This window comes from Ferdinandcohnia salidurans, from assembly GCF_042680725.1.
Classification (GTDB): domain Bacteria; phylum Bacillota; class Bacilli; order Bacillales; family Bacillaceae_L; genus Ferdinandcohnia; species Ferdinandcohnia salidurans.
The window spans coordinates 13,316-36,510 of the sequence record NZ_JBHUEK010000034.1; the positions used below are offsets into that span (position 1 = coordinate 13,316).

27 protein-coding genes are annotated in these 23,195 nt (G+C 39.2%); 7 read left to right on the forward strand and 20 right to left on the reverse strand.

Annotated elements, in window-relative coordinates; genetic code table 11:
* Positions 1-9: 9 nt before the first annotated feature.
* Positions 10-354 (reverse strand): YojF family protein, encoded by a 345-nt coding sequence (locus ACFSFW_RS22430; protein ID WP_099353005.1) that lies wholly within the window; start codon positions 352-354, stop codon positions 10-12.
* Positions 355-531: 177 nt separating this feature from the next.
* Between ACFSFW_RS22430 and ACFSFW_RS22435 the strand changes: the two genes are divergently transcribed.
* Positions 532-765 (forward strand): hypothetical protein, encoded by a 234-nt coding sequence (locus ACFSFW_RS22435; protein WP_099363397.1) that lies wholly within the window; start codon positions 532-534, stop codon positions 763-765.
* A 268-nt stretch (positions 766-1,033) separates the two neighbouring features.
* Here the strand turns inward: ACFSFW_RS22435 and ACFSFW_RS22440 are convergent, their stop codons facing one another.
* The 5 genes from ACFSFW_RS22440 to deoD form a co-directional block, all read right to left on the reverse strand.
* Entirely contained in the window at positions 1,034-1,300 is a 267-nt protein-coding gene (locus tag ACFSFW_RS22440; protein ID WP_099363398.1) for a phosphocarrier protein HPr, read from the reverse strand.
* A gap of 74 nt (positions 1,301-1,374) precedes the next feature.
* The gene (mutM, locus tag ACFSFW_RS22445) at positions 1,375-2,184 is read right to left on the reverse strand and encodes a bifunctional DNA-formamidopyrimidine glycosylase/DNA-(apurinic or apyrimidinic site) lyase (RefSeq protein ID WP_388041566.1); all 810 of its coding nucleotides are present in this window, start codon (positions 2,182-2,184) and stop codon (positions 1,375-1,377) included.
* Between the two features lie 101 nt (positions 2,185-2,285).
* Positions 2,286-2,525: a hypothetical protein gene (locus ACFSFW_RS22450; RefSeq protein ID WP_304214236.1), complete on the reverse strand. Its 240-nt coding sequence runs from the start codon at positions 2,523-2,525 to the stop codon at positions 2,286-2,288.
* 67 nt (positions 2,526-2,592) lie between these two features.
* Positions 2,593-4,785: an amidohydrolase family protein gene (locus ACFSFW_RS22455; RefSeq protein ID WP_388041569.1), complete on the reverse strand. Its 2,193-nt coding sequence runs from the start codon at positions 4,783-4,785 to the stop codon at positions 2,593-2,595.
* Between the two features lie 191 nt (positions 4,786-4,976).
* On the reverse strand, positions 4,977-5,681 hold the full coding sequence (gene deoD / locus ACFSFW_RS22460; RefSeq protein WP_388041571.1) for a purine-nucleoside phosphorylase: 705 nt from the start codon (positions 5,679-5,681) through the stop codon (positions 4,977-4,979).
* A 135-nt stretch (positions 5,682-5,816) separates the two neighbouring features.
* Here deoD and ACFSFW_RS22465 point away from each other — a divergent pair, with 135 nt between their 5' ends.
* Together ACFSFW_RS22465 and yoyE are read left to right on the forward strand one after the other, a co-directional pair.
* Positions 5,817-5,951, forward strand: coding sequence for a hypothetical protein (locus tag ACFSFW_RS22465; RefSeq protein ID WP_281254514.1), 135 nt, complete (start codon positions 5,817-5,819; stop codon positions 5,949-5,951).
* 14 nt (positions 5,952-5,965) lie between these two features.
* Positions 5,966-6,112 (forward strand): protein YoyE, encoded by a 147-nt coding sequence (gene yoyE / locus ACFSFW_RS22470; protein ID WP_010281467.1) that lies wholly within the window; start codon positions 5,966-5,968, stop codon positions 6,110-6,112.
* 40 nt (positions 6,113-6,152) lie between these two features.
* On the opposite strand, the gene ACFSFW_RS22475 is transcribed toward yoyE, so the two are convergent.
* Together ACFSFW_RS22475 and ACFSFW_RS22480 are read right to left on the reverse strand one after the other, a co-directional pair.
* Positions 6,153-6,923 (reverse strand): sporulation protein, encoded by a 771-nt coding sequence (locus ACFSFW_RS22475; protein ID WP_388041575.1) that lies wholly within the window; start codon positions 6,921-6,923, stop codon positions 6,153-6,155.
* A gap of 116 nt (positions 6,924-7,039) precedes the next feature.
* Positions 7,040-7,210 (reverse strand): YozD family protein, encoded by a 171-nt coding sequence (locus ACFSFW_RS22480; protein WP_099353214.1) that lies wholly within the window; start codon positions 7,208-7,210, stop codon positions 7,040-7,042.
* Between the two features lie 145 nt (positions 7,211-7,355).
* Here ACFSFW_RS22480 and ACFSFW_RS22485 point away from each other — a divergent pair, with 145 nt between their 5' ends.
* Positions 7,356-7,553: a hypothetical protein gene (locus ACFSFW_RS22485; RefSeq protein WP_142354025.1), complete on the forward strand. Its 198-nt coding sequence runs from the start codon at positions 7,356-7,358 to the stop codon at positions 7,551-7,553.
* On the opposite strand, the gene yodN is transcribed toward ACFSFW_RS22485, so the two are convergent.
* The 12 genes from yodN to ACFSFW_RS22545 all read right to left on the reverse strand — a co-directional run bounded on the left by yodN (position 7,550) and on the right by ACFSFW_RS22545 (position 19,021).
* Positions 7,550-8,242, reverse strand: coding sequence for a germination protein YodN (yodN, locus tag ACFSFW_RS22490; RefSeq protein WP_388041579.1), 693 nt, complete (start codon positions 8,240-8,242; stop codon positions 7,550-7,552). The two genes, ACFSFW_RS22485 and yodN, sit on opposite strands and share 4 nt — an antisense overlap.
* 271 nt (positions 8,243-8,513) lie before the next feature.
* A complete protein-coding gene (locus ACFSFW_RS22495; RefSeq protein WP_309100928.1) occupies positions 8,514-8,732 on the reverse strand; it encodes a YozE family protein in 219 nt (72 codons plus the stop codon).
* A 73-nt stretch (positions 8,733-8,805) separates the two neighbouring features.
* Positions 8,806-9,078, reverse strand: a complete 273-nt coding sequence (locus ACFSFW_RS22500) for a YokU family protein (protein ID WP_388041582.1) — start codon at positions 9,076-9,078, stop codon at positions 8,806-8,808.
* Positions 9,079-9,099: 21 nt separating this feature from the next.
* Complete coding sequence (gene kamA, locus ACFSFW_RS22505; RefSeq protein WP_388041585.1) at positions 9,100-10,515, reverse strand: lysine 2,3-aminomutase; 1,416 nt, start codon at positions 10,513-10,515, stop codon at positions 9,100-9,102.
* An 81-nt stretch (positions 10,516-10,596) separates the two neighbouring features.
* Positions 10,597-11,967 (reverse strand): sigma-54 interaction domain-containing protein, encoded by a 1,371-nt coding sequence (locus ACFSFW_RS22510; protein WP_388041588.1) that lies wholly within the window; start codon positions 11,965-11,967, stop codon positions 10,597-10,599.
* Between the two features lie 63 nt (positions 11,968-12,030).
* Complete coding sequence (ablB, locus tag ACFSFW_RS22515; protein WP_388041591.1) at positions 12,031-12,885, reverse strand: putative beta-lysine N-acetyltransferase; 855 nt, start codon at positions 12,883-12,885, stop codon at positions 12,031-12,033.
* A gap of 35 nt (positions 12,886-12,920) precedes the next feature.
* Positions 12,921-14,192 carry a peptidase gene (locus tag ACFSFW_RS22520; RefSeq protein WP_388041593.1) on the reverse strand — a complete coding sequence of 424 codons (1,272 nt, stop codon included), beginning with the start codon at positions 14,190-14,192 and terminating at the stop codon, positions 12,921-12,923.
* A 15-nt stretch (positions 14,193-14,207) separates the two neighbouring features.
* Positions 14,208-14,870 (reverse strand): 3-oxoacid CoA-transferase subunit B, encoded by a 663-nt coding sequence (locus ACFSFW_RS22525; protein WP_304214256.1) that lies wholly within the window; start codon positions 14,868-14,870, stop codon positions 14,208-14,210.
* Positions 14,855-15,547 carry a CoA transferase subunit A gene (locus tag ACFSFW_RS22530; RefSeq protein ID WP_388042198.1) on the reverse strand — a complete coding sequence of 231 codons (693 nt, stop codon included), beginning with the start codon at positions 15,545-15,547 and terminating at the stop codon, positions 14,855-14,857. Before ACFSFW_RS22530 ends, ACFSFW_RS22525 begins: the two co-directional genes overlap by 16 nt.
* A gap of 20 nt (positions 15,548-15,567) precedes the next feature.
* Complete coding sequence (locus ACFSFW_RS22535) at positions 15,568-16,923, reverse strand: aspartate aminotransferase family protein (protein WP_388041596.1); 1,356 nt, start codon at positions 16,921-16,923, stop codon at positions 15,568-15,570.
* Between the two features lie 818 nt (positions 16,924-17,741).
* Entirely contained in the window at positions 17,742-18,662 is a 921-nt protein-coding gene (locus tag ACFSFW_RS22540; protein WP_388041598.1) for an NAD(P)/FAD-dependent oxidoreductase, read from the reverse strand.
* 233 nt (positions 18,663-18,895) lie between these two features.
* Entirely contained in the window at positions 18,896-19,021 is a 126-nt protein-coding gene (locus ACFSFW_RS22545) for a YjcZ family sporulation protein (RefSeq protein ID WP_304214262.1), read from the reverse strand.
* 209 nt (positions 19,022-19,230) lie between these two features.
* Here ACFSFW_RS22545 and ACFSFW_RS22550 point away from each other — a divergent pair, with 209 nt between their 5' ends.
* The 3 genes from ACFSFW_RS22550 to ACFSFW_RS22560 all read left to right on the forward strand — a co-directional run bounded on the left by ACFSFW_RS22550 (position 19,231) and on the right by ACFSFW_RS22560 (position 23,108).
* On the forward strand, positions 19,231-20,400 hold the full coding sequence (locus tag ACFSFW_RS22550; protein WP_388041601.1) for a M20 family metallopeptidase: 1,170 nt from the start codon (positions 19,231-19,233) through the stop codon (positions 20,398-20,400).
* A 153-nt stretch (positions 20,401-20,553) separates the two neighbouring features.
* The gene (locus ACFSFW_RS22555; protein WP_388041603.1) at positions 20,554-21,417 is read left to right on the forward strand and encodes a fumarylacetoacetate hydrolase family protein; all 864 of its coding nucleotides are present in this window, start codon (positions 20,554-20,556) and stop codon (positions 21,415-21,417) included.
* 140 nt (positions 21,418-21,557) lie between these two features.
* The gene (locus ACFSFW_RS22560) at positions 21,558-23,108 is read left to right on the forward strand and encodes a Na+/H+ antiporter NhaC family protein (protein ID WP_388041606.1); all 1,551 of its coding nucleotides are present in this window, start codon (positions 21,558-21,560) and stop codon (positions 23,106-23,108) included.
* Positions 23,109-23,195: the final 87 nt, after the last annotated feature.

The window sequence follows — 23,195 nt, forward strand, 5'->3', positions numbered from 1 at the left end:
TCGAAAACTCTAGAATGGGGTTGTGCTAATTTGAAGCGCAACTGCAAGTTTTCCTTCCTCATCATGACCTGCTAGTAATAAACGGTCCTTCTCGTCTAGCTCCCAATCTGTTAATCCTTCTGCATAAATCCAACCGATATCCATCTTAAGGCCTACACGGTACGGATCATTTCCAACGATTTTTCCTTCTGTAAACGTAACAAGGGCATTTCGAATAAATGCACCAGCTGATGTTTTTTTAGCGCCAGAATGTACAGCATATGCGCCATTTGTGGTTTCAAGGTGAATATAAACGTTTTGATTGGCAAAACGGTTGATTAAGTCCTGTACGTCTTCTTTATTAATGGGTTTCAAATGTGAATCCTCCAAACTCTATATAAATATGTAATCATATATAAATATTAACGATTTTATCAATAAAATTCCAATAATGCGAACTGCAAAATCAAATTAATAGCAATCCCTTGAAAAGATGGTATGATTTTCTAGGTATTGGACATATTACGTATATGAAGAAGGTGGTGAACAAAATTGGCAAGAGAAAACCTTGAACTAGTAAATAATATGGAATTTGGTATCACTTCGAAATTCGTTCCGAATTTATGTGAAGCAAAAACGTTAAAAGTTGTTGAGATAAATCATACCTCTGTTCGAATTGAACTCGAATCAAAGCAAAAAGGGGTCTTCCCACTTTCCCATTTTCAATACTTAATTCGTCATGGGGCATTAGTTCTATCAAAGGATGAGGACGAAGAAACAGCGTAAATTAAATACGCCTTGGCGTATTTGCGCCCAGATTTTTTAGGCCCACACGAGGTGGGTCACAAAGACGTTGCCACAGGAAGTGGCGTACTTAGTCTTTGATCTTAAGCTCGAAAACTTTCCATTGAAAATCTGTGGCATCCGCCGGAGGCTTTTAACTTTATTCAGTTTCAGGTGTAACACAAAAAAATATATTCTTCCTCCATAAATATCTGGACAATTGCTGAATAAAGTTAAAACAACCATCTAAATTGATGGTTGTTTTTATTAGTTATTCACCTAAGTTTTCTTCTTTTAATACAGACTCAATTCCTTCTAATGCTGCATCTGCATCATTACCTTCTGCTTGAATCTCGATTTGTGAACCTTTTGGTACACCTAAAGACATTACACCCATAATTGATTTAAGGTTTACAGATTTACCGTTGAAAGTAAGTGTAATTTCTGATTGAAATTGACTTGCTTTATGTACGAGCTTTGTAGCCGGTCTTGCATGTAAGCCAGCGTCACTAGTAATTGTAAATGTTTTTTCTGCCATAAAAAATCCCTCTTTCTATTATTGACTCATATATAGAATAGCCATTAACCTATAGGATAATCAAGTGTATTTTTTTAGATTTGGCAATTTGCACAGAAAAATGTTTTCCTGGATGACACTTCTTTCTTCTTAATTACGGAACCACAACGAACACATGATTCACCTTCTCGGTCATATACCTTACATTTCTCATCATAACCGCCAGTTAAGTAATCACCCTTAAAAAGTGGCTGCTCCATATATCCACCGAACCGAATAGCATCTTGAAATACAGAATGAATCGATTGATACAATTTTTGAACTTGTGCCCCATCCAGTGTATCAAATGTTCTGGTTGGTAGAAGTTCTGCAGCAAAGCAAATTTCATCAGAGTAACAATTGCCAATTCCTGCGATAAAATCCTGATCGACAAGCGTTGTTTTAAGCATTCCTCTTTTGTTTTCAACTAATTTTTCAAAAGACTGAAGTGTAAAACCAGGTTGAAGAGGTTCTGGCCCTAAATCAGCTAATTCGGTTTTGACTTGGTCAGGCGTAAGTAGATGTAAGTAACCTAATCTCAATCCAATAAAACAAAGCTGATGTGATGCAAATCGAAGAATCACTTGTTTTGTTCTTGAAATTGTATCGTTATCTGTTTCAATATACATCAAACCGCCAAGCATCAAATGAAGAAGTAATTTATTTCCGCTTTCAAGGTCAAAAATGAGATGCTTCCCTCTACGATGAATGTGAGTAATTTTATTTCCGACAAGTTCTTTAGTAAACTCAGAAACCGTGGTATTGATTGATTTTTCACGATTTACTTCTACATCTTGAATGACATGGCTTGCTACTTTCAGTTGAAGGAGGTTCTTGTATGTTTCCATTTCTGGCAACTCAGGCATTATTCCACCTCCGATGATTGTTTTCATTTAGCTTAAACAATAAATGAATATTTCATGTATCTAAAAAAACCACGAAGGTGTGAGTCCTTCGTGGCTTTTGATTAGTGAAGTTTTGAAATTTCATTTTGGAGCTGTTTCGTGCGCTTTGCATTTCCTTCCGCGAAGTTTGCGAGTCTTTCTTTCAGTTCCTGATCATTATGAACTCGTTCTGAGGTAATCAAATAGCGTCGCATCAGTTCAGACTCTGCAGTATAGGCTGCTTCTAGCACTTCCTTTAAAGCATTCTCTGTTAGCGCATCTTCACGATCATGATCCCGATCAAAATCCTTTTCATGATTCATCAAAATCACCTCTATAAAAGTATCTGCTTTTTTTAAAGGAATATGATGATAAAGGTAAGGAAAAATTTTATTCGAATACCCCAATAATCGGTTGTCCATTTTTAACCTGCGTTTGTACACCATTTTCGTCTTTTGCAATCTTACCAGAGACGATGACATAATCAATCCCTTTGGATAAGGATGCTGGTTTTTCGGCTGTTGAAGTGTCAATGATCGCATGATAGTCGAAAACCGTTATATCTGCGGTAGATCCAACATGGAGCCTTCCTCTTGTACTCATTGCTGGTGCAACTTCTTCTAGCTGCCTCGCGGAATGAATGGTAATTTTCTTCATTCCTTCCATCAGTGGTAAGATATCAAGGTCACGAATGTAACGCCCGATAAACCTTGAAAATGTTCCCGCTCCTCTTGGGTGATTAAACTCACTATCCATCGTTGCATCGCTGCCGATCATACTATGGTCAACTTGTAATGCTTGAATAAGCTCGTCCTCATCCATCGCATAAACGATGACTTGTCCACCTTTCTTACGATAAATCGGAAAAGTTTCCTTGGTTAGTCGCTCAGTTGTACCGGCTACTTGAATGTCGGAATAGGATATGCCAAACCTTGTTTGCCAATCTCCACTGAGACGTTCAAATGAAATATCTGTCGCCCACGAATCGTATGGGTACACATCATATGTGACTTGGTAACCATCTGCACGAGCTTCTTCAATCAAGGCTAATGCTTCATCCATCGCACCTGTACCACCTGTACTGTGAAGATGCATGAAATGAACCGGAGCATCAAGCTCCCTTGCATAACCAAGAATCTCTTTAACTGAATCAATACTTGTATGTTCACCTGTTAGACTAGAATGCCTTCCATGGAAATGTGTGACAATACCATATTTCTTAGCAACTTTCATGATTGCCTTGATTTCATCAGGTGTCGTTCCTGGATAATACTCAGGGCTAAATGCTACTGCGAGCGCACCTTTTTTAATTTCCTCTTCTGCTCGTTTAACCATATAGTCAATTTGCTCCTGAGTTGGTGTGCCATGGTTGCCAAGTCCAGCTTCATATCGTAAGCGAACCGCAAATAAAGCACCCCCATAGTTTACCGATGTTGGATAGTTTTCGTATTGATTAAAAAATCCATTAAAATCAACAGTACATCCGTGCATGGAAAGATTTGTTGTAACCCCATCGCCAATCTTGAATTTCGCTGCCATAGGGTTTGGATTGAACGACAGCATATCAATAAAGCCAGGACTTACGATTTTTTGATACGCATCAATTTCAGTCTCTCCACGAATTGCAGATTTTGTAACCGCAGCCACTTTGTCGTCCTTAATTCCAACATGATAACCAATTTTCAGGGTTTCCTTGTCCGGATCTATCACAATTCCATTTTTAATCACGATATCATACGTTTCGTTCTGTGGTTCGTCAGTCGAAGTCGTTTGTTTGTATTTGAACTCTTTAATGTCCAGCTTGTTCTTTTTTGATTTAAAGCCAATGAGCTGTTCCCCATCGAATAGAAATTTATCTCCACTTATTTTTTCAAGTTGGGTTGTCTTATTGGTGGCTAATTCATGAACAAAAGCAGAAATCTTCCCTTGGTCTTTGATTGTGTAGACAATATGCTCTAGCTCAGGATTAGCATCGACCCAGTCAACCGTTGCCTTTTTTGATGGAAGGTCAACTACGAATAAGTCCATATGGGAATCAAATTCTGGTGTATTAAAGATGATTTCGGCTTTCTGCTGTTCTTGATTTGTCTTGGCATAGAGCATTCCTTCCTCGTAGCCATTTTTAAACTTAATATTACTGATTTTAGCGGTACCCTCAAACGGAATTTCGGAAATCGTTTCTTTTGTGCCAATATTAATCATCTCGATAAAATTGCTGCCATCCTCTTTCTTTCCGTACAAATACAACAAGTGGGCGTCCGGATTCACTTCTACCCCTCTATAGGTTTTATCAGGACTGTTTGGAACTTGGTAATCCACCCACGGTGTCACATTCTCAATCACCGATTGTTGTCGGTCGCCGATATAAAGTTTCTTTTGACCGTTTTCCTCTAACAAGGCGAGAACTTGATTCCCATAAAAGGTAATCCCATCTATCTTAAAGCCATTCACAACTAATTGGCTTTTTACCTCTTCATCGGTATCCGTAAAAGACTCAGATGGTGAAATGATTTTTGACCCAAAAAAGGCGACAAATAAGACAACTGCTAACGTCACGCCATATCTAATAAATCGATTTTTCATAATTATCACCCTAATAAAAGAGGAAAAAATCTCGAAACCCGAAATCTTTTCCCCTTAATCAAATGCGCCTTGGCGTATTTGTGCCCGATTTTTTTCAAGCATGCTCGAAAAATTCCCTTTGAAAAATCGTGGCATCCGCCGGAGGCATAAACTTTATTCAGCGGTGTTTTACTCCGCTGGATAAAGTTTATTTATTCTTTCAACGCTGCTTCTAGAGCAACCTCGATCATATCATTAAATGTTGTTTGACGTTCTTCAGCTGTTGTTTCTTCTCCGGTTAAAATATGATCACTTACTGTTAAAACTGATAATGCATTTCGACCAAACTTAGCTGCTAATGTGTAGAGTGCAGTTGTTTCCATTTCAATCGCAAGAATCCCATACTGTGCCCATTTTTCTAGTTCGGCATTTTCATTATAGAAAACGTCACTTGTGAAGACATTTCCTACTTTAAGGTTAAGGCCTTTTTCAGTACCTGCCTCATATGCTTTTTTCAATAGATCAAATGACGCCGTTGGAGCATAGTCGACACTCCCAAAGTTGATGCGGTTCATTTGTGAGTTTGTTGAGGAAGTCATCGCTAAAATGACATCTCGCACATTTACATCCTTTTGAATTGCACCGCAAGTTCCGACTCGAATTAAGTTTTGGACCCCATATTCATTCATCAATTCATGTATGTATATTGAAATGGATGGAACCCCCATTCCTGTTCCTTGGACAGACACGCGTTTTCCTTTATATGTACCGGTAAAACCGAGCATTCCACGAACTTCATTGTAGCATTGAACATTTTCAAGAAAGTTTTCAGCAATATACTTTGCACGCAATGGGTCTCCTGGAAGCAAAATTGTTTCAGCGATATCCCCTTGCTTTGCTCCAATATGTGTACTCATTCAAGATCCTCCTATGTAGGTAAAATTACACTTTATCTATGTTACCACAATTCCATTCTACTTAAAAAGTTTGATTAACGCAAAAATATGGGGAAAGATAAGATTGTATCATCTTCGTAAAGGGGGTATTCGTTCATGGCTAACGAAAAAATGAGCAAAAAATTAAGACAAGCTGTTGACTATGCAAATGCAACTGACACCACTAAAGGTGTTGGAAATCCACCAAATACATCGAAAAAAGCAAAAGACGGCTTTATGCAGCCTAAATAATAGGAGGGAATATAATGGGTAAGAAAAATCGTAATCGTATAAATGCTCCTAAGAAAAACAACCATACTCCACCTGAAGCAATTGAGGCGGAACAAATCGCTCATGGTAAAGAATTCTCTGCTGCTGGTGGTCGTAAAAACGGACCAGGGCATAATGAATAAATGAATTAAGGGCGTCCCTTTGCAGGACGCCCTTTTTCAATTAGCTATAACGGCTAATAATTTGGTTAATTTTTGATTTAAGGTTTGGAAGATCATCAGTCGTTACAGTGAAGTTTACAAAGGATTCATCCATATCCATCGCCTCAGCAAGAAAGCTACTTAACCCACGTGCACGTCTATCCACTTGCATCATCACGTCCATCCGATCTTCTGATTGTGGGAAGAACATCACTTCTACTTCATCTAATCTTCCACGATATTGTCCACTTGTTGGAACAAACTCAAATTCCTGAACAAATGGAAGACGTCTTCTTAGACGATAAGGTGCCGCTTCACAATCAACCTTACGTAAGCTAAAGCCTAAATCATATACCGCATTCAACACACCTGCTGCAAGTGGTGATGGCGAAACTGAAATATAATCTTTATCTGATGGGTCAATTGCATTTTTAATATCTAAGCCTGTATGAATCCACACTCTTGTTTTCCCGAGTGTGGCAGGCGTATCAAGTGGGAGGACAAATGAAAATGAAATCTCACGTCTTTCATCACTACCAATTGTAAAACGCTCAACAATTTTCACTTTTTCAATTGTTGCTTGTTGGTTAAACTTTCTGTCATTCGATTCTTTAATGTAGGTTGTCATTAAAGAAAGATAAATCTCATCGATTTGCTGTTCCGTATTTCCTCCAACAATTTCTACAACGCCAGAAACCTTTTCACCGGCTTTTAGTTGATCTGTTGTTAACTTTGTATCAACTCTTGCACTACCAATCCCAATACTTGAAAAAAGTTTATTAAATAAAGACATGGCCATTCCTCCTAATTCTTGATATAAAACTATACGACTGGGCATGAAAAAAGTTTCTACAAAAATGATATTTTTTTCAAAAGAAAAACGACGGGTTACCCCGCCGTCTTATGTACCTAGTCTTCATCTTCTTCATCAATTACACATTTAAAGAGTAAGTATTCAAATGTAATATCCGCTAGCTCCTCTAGCTCTTCCTCACTTGGGGCAAATCCCCTTTGGACAAGCTCGTTATAGAAAAACTCTGCAATTTCCTCCGTATCAATAACAACCTCAATCTCCTTCAGCATGATCGCCCCCTTTACTAAAGATGTATGATGTAAAAACGTCACCTATGTCATTTCATATGTATATTATTTTTTAGTCATGAAATCAAAAGTTCATACATAGGATGGAATATAAGAATTGGACAAGCCTAATGGAGGGGTTCTCATGACAAAGCAAGCCGTTATTGTAAAATTTCCAGTACAAGAAGAAGTGAATCACACCAATAAATTACTAGCATTTATTGACGGAGACGGGTTTGATAAAGTGTTAGGAAAAGTAACAAAAGGATTATTTTCTGTTATTTTATTTTTAGGGATCCCTTATTTCTTTTATGTGTTAGTACAAGCGTTACTCATGGGTTAATCGTTACCTTTCCCAGACTCAAATTTTTGTAGATTTTTCATAGCTAAATCCATAACATCTTTATATTTCTGATCCTGGAACATGTCGTACAGGATCTTGTAGTCGTTGTACACATCTAATAAACCATCAATGATTTCTTTTTTCTCTTTTTTAATACGCATATGATCTTTCTCGGATTTACGATAGATATCCATATTTTCATACATCCCCGCATTATTGTTTTTCTTTTTCACAAAATATTTCAACGAATATTTTTGAAGGAATGTTTCGGCTTGATCAAAATCTGCAAGCAGTGTTAGCTCATCCTCTCCTGCTTCGAGCCACTCACCGTCTGTCACTCTCGCTAGTTCGTAAATCACATCCTCCCACGCACCCTCTTTGTATCTCCAAATTTCCGTGTGTATCCCGACAATTTTAAACACATCATTGTCATACCCTTGCACAAAGACAAGGTCACCAAAATAATATTTGTATTCAATATCGATTTTTTCAATTTCCATCGGCTTTGCTTTGTATTGGGAAAGCAAGGTTAACGCCGCTTCTGAGTAAAATGCCTCGCCTTTATTGACTTTATATAGAAAGTTTCCATCTAGCTTTCGGATATCGGTCACAGATCCAACTGTTCCATATAACTTAACAACGACGATATCCCCGATTTTGTATTTTGGCTTTTTGCTTTTACCATCCATATCCTCATCCCTCTGCTTTGGTGTCGATTTAAAGGGTGTGAAATAGTATATGCAAGTCTTTTGCAAAACGGCATTATAATAGGGCTTGTGAATTAAGAAATATTAAGGGGTGGCGAGCCTAAAATTTGTGGGGGTAAAGTGTTCGTTATAGAAGTTTGTTTTGGGTAGAATGTTTAGTGGCAGTATTTTTCCGTACTTACTATATTTAAGCTAATCTAGTTGCGCTGTAAACGTAAAAACCACCGAGATTCCGCATCTCAGTGGTTAATAGTCAATCTTCGTTTTCATAAAGGTCCCAGGCTTTATCGAAAATAGACATACTTTTTAAATATTGGCCGTTTAGCTCCAAATAAGAGCTCAATTCATTGTAATCCTTCGAATAAATTGGAAAGCTATGATCCAAATAGATGTCATTCGCAAATTGACTAATTTCATCTTTCGCTTTTGCCGTACGGAATTTTACAATATAGTGATAAAATGACTTTCCCATAACAACCACATCCTACATAAGCGTTCGTTTTGTCATTTTATCATGTTATGGTATCAAGTCAACTGAAAATAGTTTAAAAACGAAAGTAGTTATGCTTTAGAAATCGCGGAATCTCCATAAGTTCTTTATAGCTAATTGTCTTTAAAAGTTTTTTTGTATCGATTAACATGAGTTGGTCTTCGATTTCATTGATTATAGTTTCCTCTTGATACTCCATTCCGCATTCATCACACTTTACACTAGGTGTATCGGTAATTTCAATTGCTCTTGTTCCATCTGGGAGTTCCCAAAATACACTGTTTGCTGCTTCTTTCGCCTTTTCCGAATCACACCACATACAATTCAACAATATGACCTCCAATCACATTTAACTTGATTTTTCATCTTCCTTACTAGAGCCCTTCATTTTTTGTAAAGTAGATTGGTATTTTTTCTCTTTCAATTCATCTCGTTTATCACGTTTATCCTTTAATGTGCTGTGACTTGGATCTTCATTGTATTTCTTTCTACGAGAAATTCGGTTAATGCCTTCAGGGACTAGGTTAAAGCCATCACCTAGAAGCCCAGCGATACCTGCAGTTGATTTTTTATCTTCGAGCGAGCCTACATGCTCTGTAAAATAAGCGTCCGCACGGCCTGGCACATAATTTTCTGGCTCTGGATAGGTAGTGATTACGCCTTCAAAATTACGTAACACTACTTTTTCCGGACTTTGCGAAATCAGATAATTCGGCTGAACGGCAATTTTTCCACCTCCACCAGGTGCATCGACGACGAAGGTTGGCACGGCATAGCCAGAAGTGTGACCACGTAAACCCTCGATAATTTCTAACCCTTTTGAAACAGGTGCTCTAAAGTGGCCGATTCCTTCTGATAAATCACATTGATATATATAATAAGGACGAACTCTGATTTTGACCAAATCATGCATCAGTTTTTTCATGATTTCGACGCTGTCGTTAATACCAGCTAAGATAACGGATTGATTCCCGACTGGCACACCACTGTTAACCAGCATTTCACACGCTTTTTTTGCTTCTTCTGTTATTTCAATTGACGTATTGAAGTGTGTGTTTAACCAAACTGGATGGTATTTCTTTAAAATATTGCACAGATTTTCTGTAATACGTTGCGGGAATACAACGGGTGCTCTTGTTCCGATACGAATGATTTCCACGTGTGGAATCGCGCGTAAATTTTTCAAAATGTACTCAAGAATATTGTCATTAATAAGTAGGCCGTCACCACCGGAAATAAGGACGTCACGTACTTCAGGAGTGTTGGCGATATAGCCGATTGCGGCATCAAGCTGTTTTTTCGGCACCCCCATGCCAATTTGGCCAGAAAATCGTCTTCTCGTACAGTAGCGACAATACATCGAACACTGGTTCGTTACTAAAAAGAGGACACGGTCTGGGTAACGATGTGTTAAACCAGGTACTGGTGAGTCCTCGTCTTCTTCAAGAGGATCTTCTAAATCATATTTCGTTTTATAAATTTCTTTCCCAATAGGTACAGATTGCATCCGAATTGGGCAACGTGGATCATCAGGATTCATTAACGATGCGTAATATGGCGTTATATTTAAAGGAATCGTTTTTGTGGAAATCAAGACACCTTCTTCTTCCTCTGGAGTTAGATTAATGACCTTACGTAAATCATCAATTGTGCGGATTGTATTCGTCAATTGCCATATCCAATCGTTCCACTGCTCCTCTGTTACATCTTTCCATAATTCAATGTCCTTCCAATGACGCTCAGGTTTATATAAGTTCATATGCATAAAAAATCTCCTCCCTACTCTTATTAACATGCAAGTAGCATGCCAACTGTTAAGTAGAGAAGAGATTTATATGAAAATGGGCTAATTATTCTTTTTTTGCAATTTGTATTGCAGGGTTTGACGTGGAATTTCAAGGAGTTTTGCCGCTTTGTTGATGTTCCCGCCTGACTTTTTCATGGCTGCATCGATTAAAGAGTTTTCGGTTTCTTGTATGACTTCACGAAGCGGTCTTAATGTTACTGAAGAAGTTGCTTGCGTATTGATAAGATGACCCGGTAATAAATCCGTTGTAAGTGCTGATCCTTCAGCCATAATCATGGCATGTTCAATGATATGTTTTAATTCTCTTACATTCCCTGGCCAAAGATAGCTAGCGAATAATCGAAGGACTTCATCATCTACCTTTGAGACACTTTTTTGAAAGCTGTGATTATAAAGGCCAACAAAGTGATCGACTAAATACGGTATGTCCTCGAGTCGCTTCTTTAAGGGTGGAATCTCCAAAGAGAAAACATTCAAACGATAATACAAATCCGGTCTAAGCTCATAATCCTTCACGCAATCTGTTGGATATTTGTTTAGCGCAACAATCACGCGAACGTCGACTTGGAGGGCTTTCGGGCTGCCAATTCTTCGGACCATCCCATCCTCAAGTACACGGAGCAATCGGGATTGAAGCTCAAGTGGCATCGAATTGATTTCGTCTAAAAAAAGCGTCCCGCCATGTGCAATTTCAAATAACCCAGCACGGTCCACCGCACCTGTATAGCTCCCTTTAACAGTTCCAAATAAAATGCTTTCTAATAAACTTTCGGGTAACGCCGCACAGTTTTGCGCAATAAAAGGAGCCTGCCTTCGAGGTGAGGCATTATGAATCGCTTGCACAAGAAGTTCCTTACCTGTTCCTGTTTCCCCATACACTAAAACAGTAGATGAAGAGTTCGCAACCTTCATTGCTTGTTTTTTCACAGTGTTGAAGCGCTCATTTTTCGTCAGGATGTCATGATAAGTGTATTTTGCTCCATATAACTCCTGAGGCTTTTTTGAAGGACTTCGAACTTTTGATTGCAGGTCCATCAATTTATTCGATAAATCTTTAATCTTCGAGTAATCTTTTCCGATTTCAACAGCACCTATGAATGTACCATTGATATGGATGGGTAAGGTGGTATTTACCGTATCAATCAGCTTTCCCCATTTGTTTTTATAGGTTTGGGGAAGATGATAAATCGGCTGTTTTGTGCGAATGACCTTTAAAAGAGTACTAGAATCCTCATTTAAAGAAGGAAAGACCTCGAGAAGGTGCTTACCAAGTACTTCCTCCCGACTAAGCCCATCATGCTCGGCTGCTACCTGATTGTAGAAGATGGTGATTCCTTCCTCATTTACAACATGTATGGCTTCATCGATACTATCTAATATGGCAATGACTAGTTCTTCCCCGATTTGCATGCATCTCCACCTCCCTCATCACATGATGAAATTCCGGCGCTTGATGCCGAAAAATTGGCAGGGTCAGTCAATGGATAAATCCTTCACCCACACATTCATGTCTTCAATTTTATCAAAAATATAGCAATTGTTTGTGAGTCTACCAGTATATGAGTATCCTAACTGGTAAAAGCTTTTATTCATTCCATATGAAAGTGCCCTCGCAATCGAGTAGGCACAATATATTCCGTTGTTAATAAGCTCCTTTTCAAGTTGAATCAAGAGCTTTTTCATTAAGCCGTGTTTCCGATAGTCATCCAAGGTTGCACAATCGGTTAGCTCCGCATTATAAAAAATATGATTCACTTCGGCTGATGCACTACTTATGATCACACCATTGTCGAGGGCGACATAAAAAACCGTGGAATCCTTCATCACTTTCTGAATATAGTCTGCGTTGTTTAATGGAGTTGGATAAATCTGAAACACAGTATTATACAATTTAGCAAGTTGCCCTGCATCTTCAGGTGTTGCTTTGCGGATTAAAAATTGAGTATTGGTTGGTTTATTTTCTCGTGGATTTCGTAGGATGTCGGTCATTATTTTTTCTTCTTCCATCCATTTATCACTATTTCGTCTTTCATTTGTAAAATACTTCGTTACAAAATAGGCATCACTACCATTAAAATATTTTTGAACCATTGCTTCAATCATAAAGCCACATGACATAAATTCTATTAAGTCCTCACGTTTAGCCATACAAATAATTTTTTCGAATGAATGCATTGCTGCAATGTTGTTAACCTCATCTAATAAGGTCATAAGATTACCTCGATATTCTAAAACACGTAATCTCCGGTTGAAATAGTCTACGACAATGTCTGCTTGATATGAAGCTGCATGTAATCGTTTTTGTTCGCTGTATTTTTGACCTGACAACATCAAACCTCCTCAAACCCTTTTCATCTATCATATCATTTTTCAGAAACTTCACACCATGCTAAAATCGTTTTGGCGATGATTTCTGCCGTTTCAAACATCCTATCAAGCTCAATATACTCATTTGGGTAATGAGCGACTTCTGTTGTTCCTGGACCGAACACAATGGTTGGGATATTGCCGACCGCTGTTAACAGCCCGCCATCTGTTCCCCAAGGTGACGCCTCAATGACGGGTTCTTTGCCCATAACCTCTTTACACTGATTGATTAAAAGATTCATAAGTTCATGGTCAGGATCAATTGTGCCTGGAACCCAACGTGCACCAAACCACTCAAGTCCTACTGGATGGTCTTGGAACCATGGATCTATTTCTGGTAATTTTTCAAGCCATTGTTGCATTTCATCTTTTGCATGCTCAATCGTTTCTTCTGGGGCGACACCCATTCGACCTTCGATGGTAACAACGTCTGGAACAGAAGACGGCCAGGTTCCCCCGTTTATTTTACCTATATTGATAGGCACTGGGATTGGTGTATTTTTATACAGAGGATCATTAATCGCCGCATTGCGAATCATTTCTAGCTTTAAAAGGTGGTTAATAACAGTCATCGCCTTTTCGATGGCACTCACGCCTTCATACCTTGTTCCTCCATGAGCAATTCGGCCGTAAATATCAATTTTAAACCACATTGAACCTTGTTGTTTCGGGAAAATCTTCATATTCGTTGGCTCTGGGATAATGGCTCCATCTGCTTTATAGCCTTTGATAATTGTTGCAAGTGTTCCAGCACCACCACTTTCCTCTTCGATGACACTTTGAAAAATGACGTCGCCTTTTAGTTGAATACCAGACTCCTTGATGGCTTGGATCGCTAATAGCATTGCGACATTTCCACCCTTCATATCTGTGGAACCTCGCCCATATAATTTTCCATCTTTCACTTCCGCGGAATACGGATCCATATCCCATTGGGTGATATCACCTTCTGGAACAACATCAATGTGGCCATTTAAGAGAAGTGATTTTCCCCCACCTGTCCCTTTTAGAACACCGACGACATTAGGACTGTCGAGAAAGTTTGTTCTTGGTGAAACAAAATATGGATGTTTTAAAAGTTCCGTGCCATTCGGTTCCCAGATGTCAATATCCATCCCAAGTTGACGGCATTTTTCGATGACAATTGCTTGCGAAGACCTTTCATTACCTTGGAGACTCGGTTCTTGAACAAGCTTCTTTAACAAGCGAATTCCTTTCCCCTTATTTTCTTGGATCCACTTTTTCACTTTATCGTTAGTATCACTCAAGCACTTCCCCTCCCTTTAGGTTAGTTGTGAAATCGTTTCATCCCACTTCAATTCGGCACTCGTATTTTTTATTACATCTTCGACTGTAAAAGGAGTCATCACCTCTAATAAGTGGAGGCCATCATCCTTTACCTCAATCACGGCCATATCGGTAATGATAAGGTCAACACAGTTTTTAGAGGTTAAAGGCAGACTACACTCTTTTACAATCTTTGAGTTTCCGTGTTTGTCGACATGGTTCATTAAAACGATCACTTTTTTTGCTTTTTGTGCCAACTCCATTGCCCCACCCATCCCTGGGACACGTTTGCCTGGAACAATCCAGTTCGCGAGGTCTCCCTTCTCACTAACCTGCAGTGATCCAAGAATTGTTATATCAATATATCCCCGGCGAATCATACCAAAGGCAATTGAACTATCAAAATAGGACGAACCTGTAACTGTTGTTACTGGATAGCCCGCAGCGTTACAAATATTCTCATCTTCATTCCCTTTTTCTGGGCTTGGCCCGATCCCTAAAATGCCGTTTTCAGCATGTATCATGACATTGATCCCCTCAGGGAGGTGATTTGGAACGAGGGAAGGAATACCAATTCCTAAGTTCACAATCATACCATCCTTGACTTCCTGTGCTGCCCGTCTAGCGATTCGATTGCGAATATCTACTCCCATACCCATTTCCAATTCACCCCTCTGCTCTTGATAATCATGTCAACATAGATTCCTGGTGTTACAATTTCTTCTGGATCTAGTTCTCCTAATGGAACAATTTCCTCAACCTCGGCAATCGTGAATTTCCCTGCCATGGCAACAAGCGGATTCATGTTTCTGGCACTTTTATCATAGACAAGATTTCCAAATGGATCGGCCTTTTTAGCAAAAAGAATTGACACATCCGCTGTTAATGGCTTTTCTAATAGATAGTTTGTGCCATCGACTTCAATGATTTGTTTTCCGTTAGAAACAATTTCGTTGTCAATTCCAACATCAACTAAAATACCACCAAGTCCGACACCACCCGCACGGATTCGTTCAGCAAGTGTGCCTTGAGGTGAAAATTCGATTTCCATTTTTCCATCCGTCATCAGTTGCCCTGCAACAGGATTTGATCCAATATGGGAGACAATGCATTTTTTCGCATGTCCGCGACTGACAAGTTTCCCAATGCCGATGTTTGGAAAACCTGTGTCGTTCCCAATTAACGTCAAATCCTTCACATTTTTTTCTAGCAATCCGTCAATCAGCGCTGGGGGACTTCCAATCCCACCAAATCCCCCAAACATTACCGTTGTTCCATCATTGATATGTGTGAGTGCCTCTTCTAGAGTTGAAATTTTATTGTATCGATTTTCAATCAATTATGGTCACCTCCAGATTATGTTGATATGATCCCTTTTTTCTGTAGGGCTGTCTCAACATCTATTAAAGTTTGATCAAGGAGCTGGATTAGCTCATCAATTTGTTCAGTCGTAATTGTTAGTGGTGGTGCAACGAGAATGGCATCACCACCAACACCTTCAATTCCAGCCGCAGCCGGATATAGTAACAGGCCATTGTTCTGTCCTTGACTGACTACCAGTGAAGTTAAGTCAATTTCTTTATTAAAAGGGAACTTTGTGATCATGTCGGATACGAACTCGATTCCACACATCAGTCCTTTTCCACGAACATCGCCGATAATCTGGTGCTTTTTTTGCAATTCTTGTAGTTTAGTATTCAGGTATTTTCCGTTTTTCGCAGATTTTTCAACTAGATTATGAGTTTCAATATAGTTGACGACAGCTAATGCAACAGCTGTTGATTGTGGGTTTGCACTATAGGTGTGTCCACTCATAATTAGCTTTGAGCCTTTTTGGATGGGCTCCATTACTTTTTCACTAACGAGGGTTGCGGCAATGGGTGTGTAACCCGCACTCATGCCTTTTCCAAGGGCAATAATGTCAGCGTGTGTATCCCAATGTTCAAGGGCAAACATCTTTCCGGTCCGGCCCATTCCGGTCATGACCTCATCGGCAATAAATAAGATATTGTGCTTTTCACAGATTTTTTTGATCACTTGATAGTAACCAGGAGGCGGAACAATTGCACCACCAGCAGCTCCAATGATCGGTTCCGCAATAAAAGCGGCAATATGCTCAGCTCCAATACGGTTAATCGCCTGTTCGAGCTCGGTTGCACACATATGATTGCAATCTGGATAAGTGGCGTTGAAAGGACATCGGAAGCAATACGGCGGTTGAATGGTTGGATAGTCTTCTAATAATTGAACAAAGCGAGCTCTCCTTCCGGTGTGACCAGACATGGAGAGTGCACCAATCGTGATCCCGTGGTAGCTCATCCAGCGTGACAAAATTTTGTTTTTTCCTTTAATTCCTTTTTCTTGCCAATGTTGAATGGCAATCTTCATTGCCGTTTCCGTCGCCTCAGAACCGCTGTTCACAAAAAAAGACCAGTATTCACCACCTTTTGCTAGGTCACTTAATTTCTGAGCCAATTTTTCTGCAGGTTCACTTGTGAATTGTGACCTGTAGACAAATGATATTTTGTGAGCTTGGTTTTCAATTTCTTCAATGATTTCCTTCACGCCATGGCCGATGCTCGCCGTGATGGCCCCTGATGAACCATCGATATATCTTTTTCCATTTGTGTCGTATAAGTAGATTCCATCCCCATGACTGATCATCGGATATTCCTTATCCAATAAAGGTTTAATTAAGCGGGTTGCGTCCATCGCGAACCCCTCCTCGCGAAAAATGGTGTTACAGTATTACTTGGTAATGGGTATGCTGCGAGCGTTGTGTGCTTTTGATATATGTTATTGGTTTGAGTGTTGATAAAGTTGGGTTGTGGGTGGCGGTCTAGGATTTTACGATTTTACGGTTGATGAAGGACTTTAGCATTTGGGATCTTTACTGGAAAGTCCTTCAAAGCACTGATGAAGGACCGTAGTATGTGTGATCTTCCCCGGAAAGTCCTTCATAACCCCGATGAAGGACCTTAGCATTTGGGATTTTCGCTGTAAAGTCCTTCATAGCACTGATGAAGGACCTTAGCATGCGCGAGCTCTGCAGTAAAGTCCTTCATAGCTTTGATGAAGGACTTTAGCATGTGTGATCTTCGCCGTAGAGTCCTTCATAGCACAGATGAAGGACCGTAGCACATGAAATCTTGGCCGTAGAGTTCTTCATAGCTTTGATGAAGGACTTTAGCATGTGTGATCTTCGCCGTAGAGTCCTTCAGAACCTTGATGAAGGACCTTAGCACGTGTGATTTAGCCGTAAAGTCCTTCATTACTCTGGTGAAGGGGAAAACCTCACGAAAATTCCACACCAATCCTCTTCATCCCCTCGATGAAGAGGAAAACCTCAAGAATTTTCCATCTCAATCCTCTTCATACCCACGATGAAGAGGAAAAGCACACGAAATTTCCCCGCCAATCCTCTTCATCAACTATCTCTATTACTTTAAATCAACACAAATTCTTGTAAGCGGATACAATAGATAAAAGCCTATTATTACATCATATGTATGTAAGGATTGATAATTTCGTTAATCGCATGTTTTTTCATCTAAAAGGCTTTTGTGTATCCAAATGGCTGCTTGCATGCCGTCTCCCATGGCGATTGTTGTTTGTTCAGAATGTACGGCGATATCCCCAGCTGCCCATACATGCTCTACGTTTGTCTTTTTTGTCCTTGGGTCAACGATGATATGCTTATTTTCTGTTCGTTCAATACCAAGCTGAGTAGCTAATTCAGAACGGACTTCGTTTCCTGGAAATCCCAAAAATCCACGATCGCCCTTTATGACTTCTCCACTTTTCAAGCGAACACCGACAAAATTCTCGGTCCCCTCTTCAAGCAATACCTCCTCTGTATCATCCTGAATATGAGTAATTCCGCTTTGTTCTAACTTTGATAGTAACTCGCTATCGAGTTTTTTCCAATCGTGATTAATAAATGTGATGTCTTTTGTAAAATAAGTTAGGGTGAGTGCCATGTTTGCGCCTGATTTTCCAGAACCGATCACAATTACATGCTTGTCTACTACCTCATACCCGTCACAATCAGGACATACATAAATCGTTAAACCGAGGCATTTGTAAATGTTTTTAATGGGAGGGATATTGTCCTTCACGCCTGTTGCCAATAACAACCGCTTTGCAAAATAGGAATCTCCACCGCGGCAATATAGCTTAAAAAATCCCTCAGTTTTTTCAACCATAGTAACTTCGTTTTGAATAAAAGAAACGCCAAGTTTTTCAGCCTGCAGTTTTCCTAGGTTTCTTAAGGTTTGTCCACTTACACCGTCAGGCCAGCCTAAAATATTATGGTAGGATCTACAAATGGTGGAACGGCCGTCATTTGAGTCAATTACTGCTATTTTATGTTTATATCGTCCAAGTTGGATTGCTGCTTGTAGACCAGCAATACCACCGCCGATTATTGTGACATCATATTGTACTGACATACTTTCACCTCGTTTAAGACATATACTTTTTATCTTTTGTTTAAAATGGAAGATTCTATTCAAAAATACAGTAAGTTTACATAATTTTATTATGATAAACATGAGCATGGTACTATAAAATCATTACATAATATTTTTATGGTTAACCATCACTAAACCTTCACTCCCCCCGACAATAAAAAAGCTCCCTTCACGAGTTATGAAAGGAACCTTTTCTATTGCTCTGTATATTTTTATCGTACGTAAGAAGCTCCGACAATTATTAACAAGATAAACAATACAACGATTAATACAAAGCTGTTGTTATATCCATATCCACCATATCCATATCCGCAATGATCATGATATCCGTAATGCATAGTGTCATCTCCCTTTCTTTTTCTTACACTGTTAAGATATGAGCCTATGGGTTGTACTGTATGTGCGAGTGCCTATTTTTTGGGACTTTTTATTATTTCTTTTTTTATTATATAAAAATAGTATAGTAGACAAAGAGTTTAATTGAATTTTTATACAAGATGTTTTATAATTACCCAATAGAAACCTATAATCAGAAAGCAGGGTCAATATGAAAGCAGAAATACTTAAAGCTATCGAAGAAAACAAAGATCGTTTTTATGAAATTAGTGCATATATTGGAGCAAATCCAGAGCTTGGTCATGAAGAATTCAAAGCTTGTAAAATTTTAACGGATGAACTAAAGAAACATAATTTTAATGTAGAAATAGGAACAGCGGGCCTCCCTACTGCGTTTGAAGCTACATTCGACAGTGGTAAACCTGGTGCGACGATTGGAATTATGTCTGAATATGACGCTCTCCCTGAATTAGGACATGCATGCGGTCATAATTTAATTGGAACAATGGGGATTGCAGCTGGAATCGGATTATCGAAAGTCCTTTCTGAAACTGGTGGAAAAGTAGTTGTATATGGTACCCCTGCTGAAGAAACGAAGGGCGGAAAAGTAACCATGGCGGAACAAGGTATTTTTGACCACCTTGATGTCGCGATGATGGTTCACCCACTTAGCCAATACGAAAAAAGTGGCGCTTCCCTTGCGATGGACGCAATCCAATTTGAATTTTTCGGAAAAGCAGCACATGCTGCAGCAAGCCCTCATGAAGGCATAAATGCGCTTGATGCTGTGATTCAAACGTTTAATAGCATTAATGCGTTAAGACAGCATATTACACCAGACGCACGTATCCATGGAGTCATTCCAGAAGGTGGGAAAGCAGCAAACATCGTACCGGATTATGCTGTTGCCCAATTCTATGTTCGTGCATCTTCTCGTTCTTATTTGAATGAGTTAGTAGAAAAGGTAAAAAAATGTGCAGAAGGTGCTGCCCTTCAAACAGGAGCTACAATGGAATGGTCAAACTATGAGTTCTCTTATGATGACATGATTACAAATGAAGAACTTTCAAATGTCTTTAATGATACGTTAATTGAATTAGGGGTTAATCCTGAGGAGATCAATGAGCGTTCAGAAGGCACTGGGTCACTGGATATGGGGAATGTCAGTCAAGTTGCCCCTTCTATTCATCCATATGTAAAAATTTGTGATGAGCCATTTGCTTGCCACACCCACGGTTTTCGTGAAGCAGCTTTAAGTAACCAAGGTAAAGATGCGATGATTCTTGGTGCAAAAACAATGGCTGTAACGGGATATAAAATCTTAACAAATCCTGAATTACTCCAAACAATAAAAGCAGAATTTGAAAAAAATAAGCGATAAGATGTAAAGTTAGACGGTTCCTTGTTGAGCCGTCTTTTTTTTTATGATAAGTTTTTTAAATGTTCTAAAAATAAAATTTCTACAATATTCTATGGTAAGACCATGCATCTAGGTGCAGCATGTGTTTTAAATTTAATCAGGATGGTGACGTGTATGAAATTACTTTCGTTTCAAGCTACAGATGGTGTCCGTTTAGGTATTAAAACAGCTAGCGGCATAGTGGATGTGCGAGCTACTGCAGAAAAAACTGGTTTGATTGCCCCTGCTTCAATCGAAGAAGTGATTTCAAGTGGTAAATCTGGACAAGAAAAACTTCAGCAGGTGCTATCTACAGCAGATGAATTCCTAGACGAAGCAAGTATTACATATGCACCGGCTGTACAAACGCCAAATAAAATCATCTGTTCAGGTGCGAATTATCGTGCTCATGTTGAAGAAGCAAACTTTACCGTTCCGGATTACCCGATTTATTTCTCTAAGTATCAAAATAGTCTTGCCGCACATAACGAGGACATTGTACCGCCTTCCGCAACGAAGCAGGTAGATTACGAGGTTGAGTTGGTTGTGGTGATGGGCAAACAAGCTAAGAATATTGCAAAAGAGGAAGCGCTTGATTATGTGTTTGGTTATGCGACAGGAAATGATATCTCGGCACGAGATCTTCAAACAAGGACCAACCAGTGGACATATGGTAAAGCGATTGACCAGTTTGCTCCTATTGGACCTTATCTTGTAACTGCTGAAGAAGTTCCGAATCCTCAAAATTTAGAATTGAAATGTTGGGTAAATGGTGAATTACGCCAAAACTCAAATACAGAGCTGATGATTTTCTCGATTGCTGAAATGATCAGTGACTTGTCTCAAACAATGACCCTTGAACCAGGTGATGTGATTTTTACAGGAACACCAGAAGGCGTTATTTTAGGCATGAAGGAAAAAGTTTGGTTGAAACCTGGAGATGAAATGGTCTGTGAGGTTGAAGGGCTAGGTAAATTAGTCAATCGGATTGCGGAGTAACCTTTTTTCGCACATTCATTCGTGACTAGACTTGTGGGCTTCTACTTGAGTTTACCCCATTAATATGGCCTGTCACGAATGATTTTTCATAAAAATTGTAAGCGATTACAAATGTTTTATATTCTAAAGGGGGCAACTATATGGAAGGTACTATTTTTTCACTGATTCCACCGATTGTTACGATTGCGATTATTCTAATTACAAAGCGATTATTTTTGGCATTAGGTATTGGAATCGCAATTGGCACACTGCTCTATAATCAATGGAATGTCATTGATAGTTTCGTAAACGTTTACCATATTATGGCTGATGTATTAATAGGGGATGGCAAAGTATTGTTGTTTGTTGTGTTAATAGGAATACTCTCCTCCCTTCTCTATCTATCAGGTGGCATTTATGCCTTTTCCGAATGGGGAGTAAAAGTTGCCAAAACGAGAGTTCAAGCCCAAATGGCGACAATGTTAATCGGGTTTTTCACATGGTTTGATGATGCATTTAGTTGTCTATTCCGTGGTAGCGTAATGAGATCAGTAACGGATAAATACCAAGTATCGCACTCTAAACTTTCCTACTTAATCCACTCAACCTCTGCACCAATCGCTCTGCTTATACCCATTTCAGGACTTGCGGCTTTTATTACTTCAATCATAGCAGGTGTCCTGACTGACACTGAGATTACCTCCTATCAAGCATTAGAAGCATTTTTATTAGCAATACCTACCAATTATTATACAATTACTACTATTATCCTCGTATTTATCGTTGCTTATTTTGGAATAAATGTTGGCCAAATGCGTCGCGATGAAGAACGTGCAGTTTCAGAAGATATTTTATTTGATACAAAACGTGGTAAGGTGCCAGGCTCCGAAGATACGAAACTTCCAACAAGAAATGATGGAAAAATGGCAGATTTACTTTTCCCTGTTTTAACGTTAATTATCGTAACTGTGATTTCTGCTATCTGGATTGGACGCTCAAGTGCCGAAGGACCAATCACCGCTTTTGATGTGTTAATTAATACAGACATTATTCTTTCCTTGGTATATGGTGCGATTGCAGCCGATCTTGTCATTTTAACAAGATTGCTAATGAAAAAAACTTCTGGTGAACACTTAAAGATTTCTACTTTGGCTGGGATTAAAACAACACTACCAAGCGTTATCATACTTTTCCTTGCATTAGTTACAGCTAAAGTCATTTCTTCATTAGGTGTTGGGAATTATCTTGCAACATTAATTGATGGAAATCTACAGCTTGCTTGGCTACCTGTTATCTTCTTTGTTTTCGCAGCATTTATTTCATATTCAATTGGAAGTACGCTCGGTACAGCAGGTCTTATGATTCCGATTGGTGCAGAGATCGTGGCAACAATCGATGTTACTTTCCTCATTCCGGTAATTGGTGCCGTGCTAGCAGGAACTGTATTTGGAGAGCATACATCTCCATTATCCGATACAACGATTCTTGCATCAATTGGAAGCTCGGTCCACCCTATCGATCATATGGTGACACAGCTACCATATGCAATGCTTTCCAGTGTCTCTTCAATCTTTGGATTCATCGTCCTAGGATTCACTCAAAATATTGTAATCGGTTTGATTACAGCTATTCTAGTTATGGTTGTGGGTGCATATTTATTTAAAATGCGGCTCAACAAGTCTCAAACCTTAACTGGGGAGATTGCCAAATAAGAGAATACATCTCCCCCTCCCCCCTTCTTATTTTGTAAGGGGGGTGTTTTCTAGTAATCTACGGAAAATTTTACCATTATTGTAATA

Excerpts from the sequence above, each read along its gene's own strand:
- ACFSFW_RS22495 (WP_309100928.1), bottom strand. The coding sequence starts at position 8,732 with ATGGGAAAGTCATTTTATCACTATATTGTAAAATTCCGTACGGCAAAA.
- yoyE (WP_010281467.1), top strand. The coding sequence starts at position 5,966 with ATGGGTAAGAAAAATCGTAATCGTATAAATGCTCCTAAGAAAAACAAC.
- ACFSFW_RS22550 (WP_388041601.1), top strand. The coding sequence starts at position 19,231 with ATGAAAGCAGAAATACTTAAAGCTATCGAAGAAAACAAAGATCGTTTT.
- ACFSFW_RS22510 (WP_388041588.1), bottom strand. The coding sequence starts at position 11,967 with ATGCAAATCGGGGAAGAACTAGTCATTGCCATATTAGATAGTATCGAT.
- kamA (WP_388041585.1), bottom strand. The coding sequence starts at position 10,515 with ATGCATATGAACTTATATAAACCTGAGCGTCATTGGAAGGACATTGAA.
- ACFSFW_RS22540 (WP_388041598.1), bottom strand. The coding sequence starts at position 18,662 with ATGTCAGTACAATATGATGTCACAATAATCGGCGGTGGTATTGCTGGT.
- ACFSFW_RS22560 (WP_388041606.1), top strand. The coding sequence starts at position 21,558 with ATGGAAGGTACTATTTTTTCACTGATTCCACCGATTGTTACGATTGCG.
- mutM (WP_388041566.1), bottom strand. The coding sequence starts at position 2,184 with ATGCCTGAGTTGCCAGAAATGGAAACATACAAGAACCTCCTTCAACTG.
- ACFSFW_RS22525 (WP_304214256.1), bottom strand. The coding sequence starts at position 14,870 with ATGGGTATGGGAGTAGATATTCGCAATCGAATCGCTAGACGGGCAGCA.
- ACFSFW_RS22450 (WP_304214236.1), bottom strand. The coding sequence starts at position 2,525 with ATGAATCATGAAAAGGATTTTGATCGGGATCATGATCGTGAAGATGCG.
- deoD (WP_388041571.1), bottom strand. The coding sequence starts at position 5,681 with ATGAGTACACATATTGGAGCAAAGCAAGGGGATATCGCTGAAACAATT.
- ACFSFW_RS22455 (WP_388041569.1), bottom strand. The coding sequence starts at position 4,785 with ATGAAAAATCGATTTATTAGATATGGCGTGACGTTAGCAGTTGTCTTA.
- ACFSFW_RS22535 (WP_388041596.1), bottom strand. The coding sequence starts at position 16,923 with ATGGACGCAACCCGCTTAATTAAACCTTTATTGGATAAGGAATATCCG.
- yodN (WP_388041579.1), bottom strand. The coding sequence starts at position 8,242 with ATGGATGGTAAAAGCAAAAAGCCAAAATACAAAATCGGGGATATCGTC.
- ACFSFW_RS22440 (WP_099363398.1), bottom strand. The coding sequence starts at position 1,300 with ATGGCAGAAAAAACATTTACAATTACTAGTGACGCTGGCTTACATGCA.
- ACFSFW_RS22485 (WP_142354025.1), top strand. The coding sequence starts at position 7,356 with ATGACAAAGCAAGCCGTTATTGTAAAATTTCCAGTACAAGAAGAAGTG.
- ACFSFW_RS22475 (WP_388041575.1), bottom strand. The coding sequence starts at position 6,923 with ATGTCTTTATTTAATAAACTTTTTTCAAGTATTGGGATTGGTAGTGCA.
- ACFSFW_RS22555 (WP_388041603.1), top strand. The coding sequence starts at position 20,554 with ATGAAATTACTTTCGTTTCAAGCTACAGATGGTGTCCGTTTAGGTATT.
- ACFSFW_RS22545 (WP_304214262.1), bottom strand. The coding sequence starts at position 19,021 with ATGCATTACGGATATCATGATCATTGCGGATATGGATATGGTGGATAT.
- ACFSFW_RS22465 (WP_281254514.1), top strand. The coding sequence starts at position 5,817 with ATGGCTAACGAAAAAATGAGCAAAAAATTAAGACAAGCTGTTGACTAT.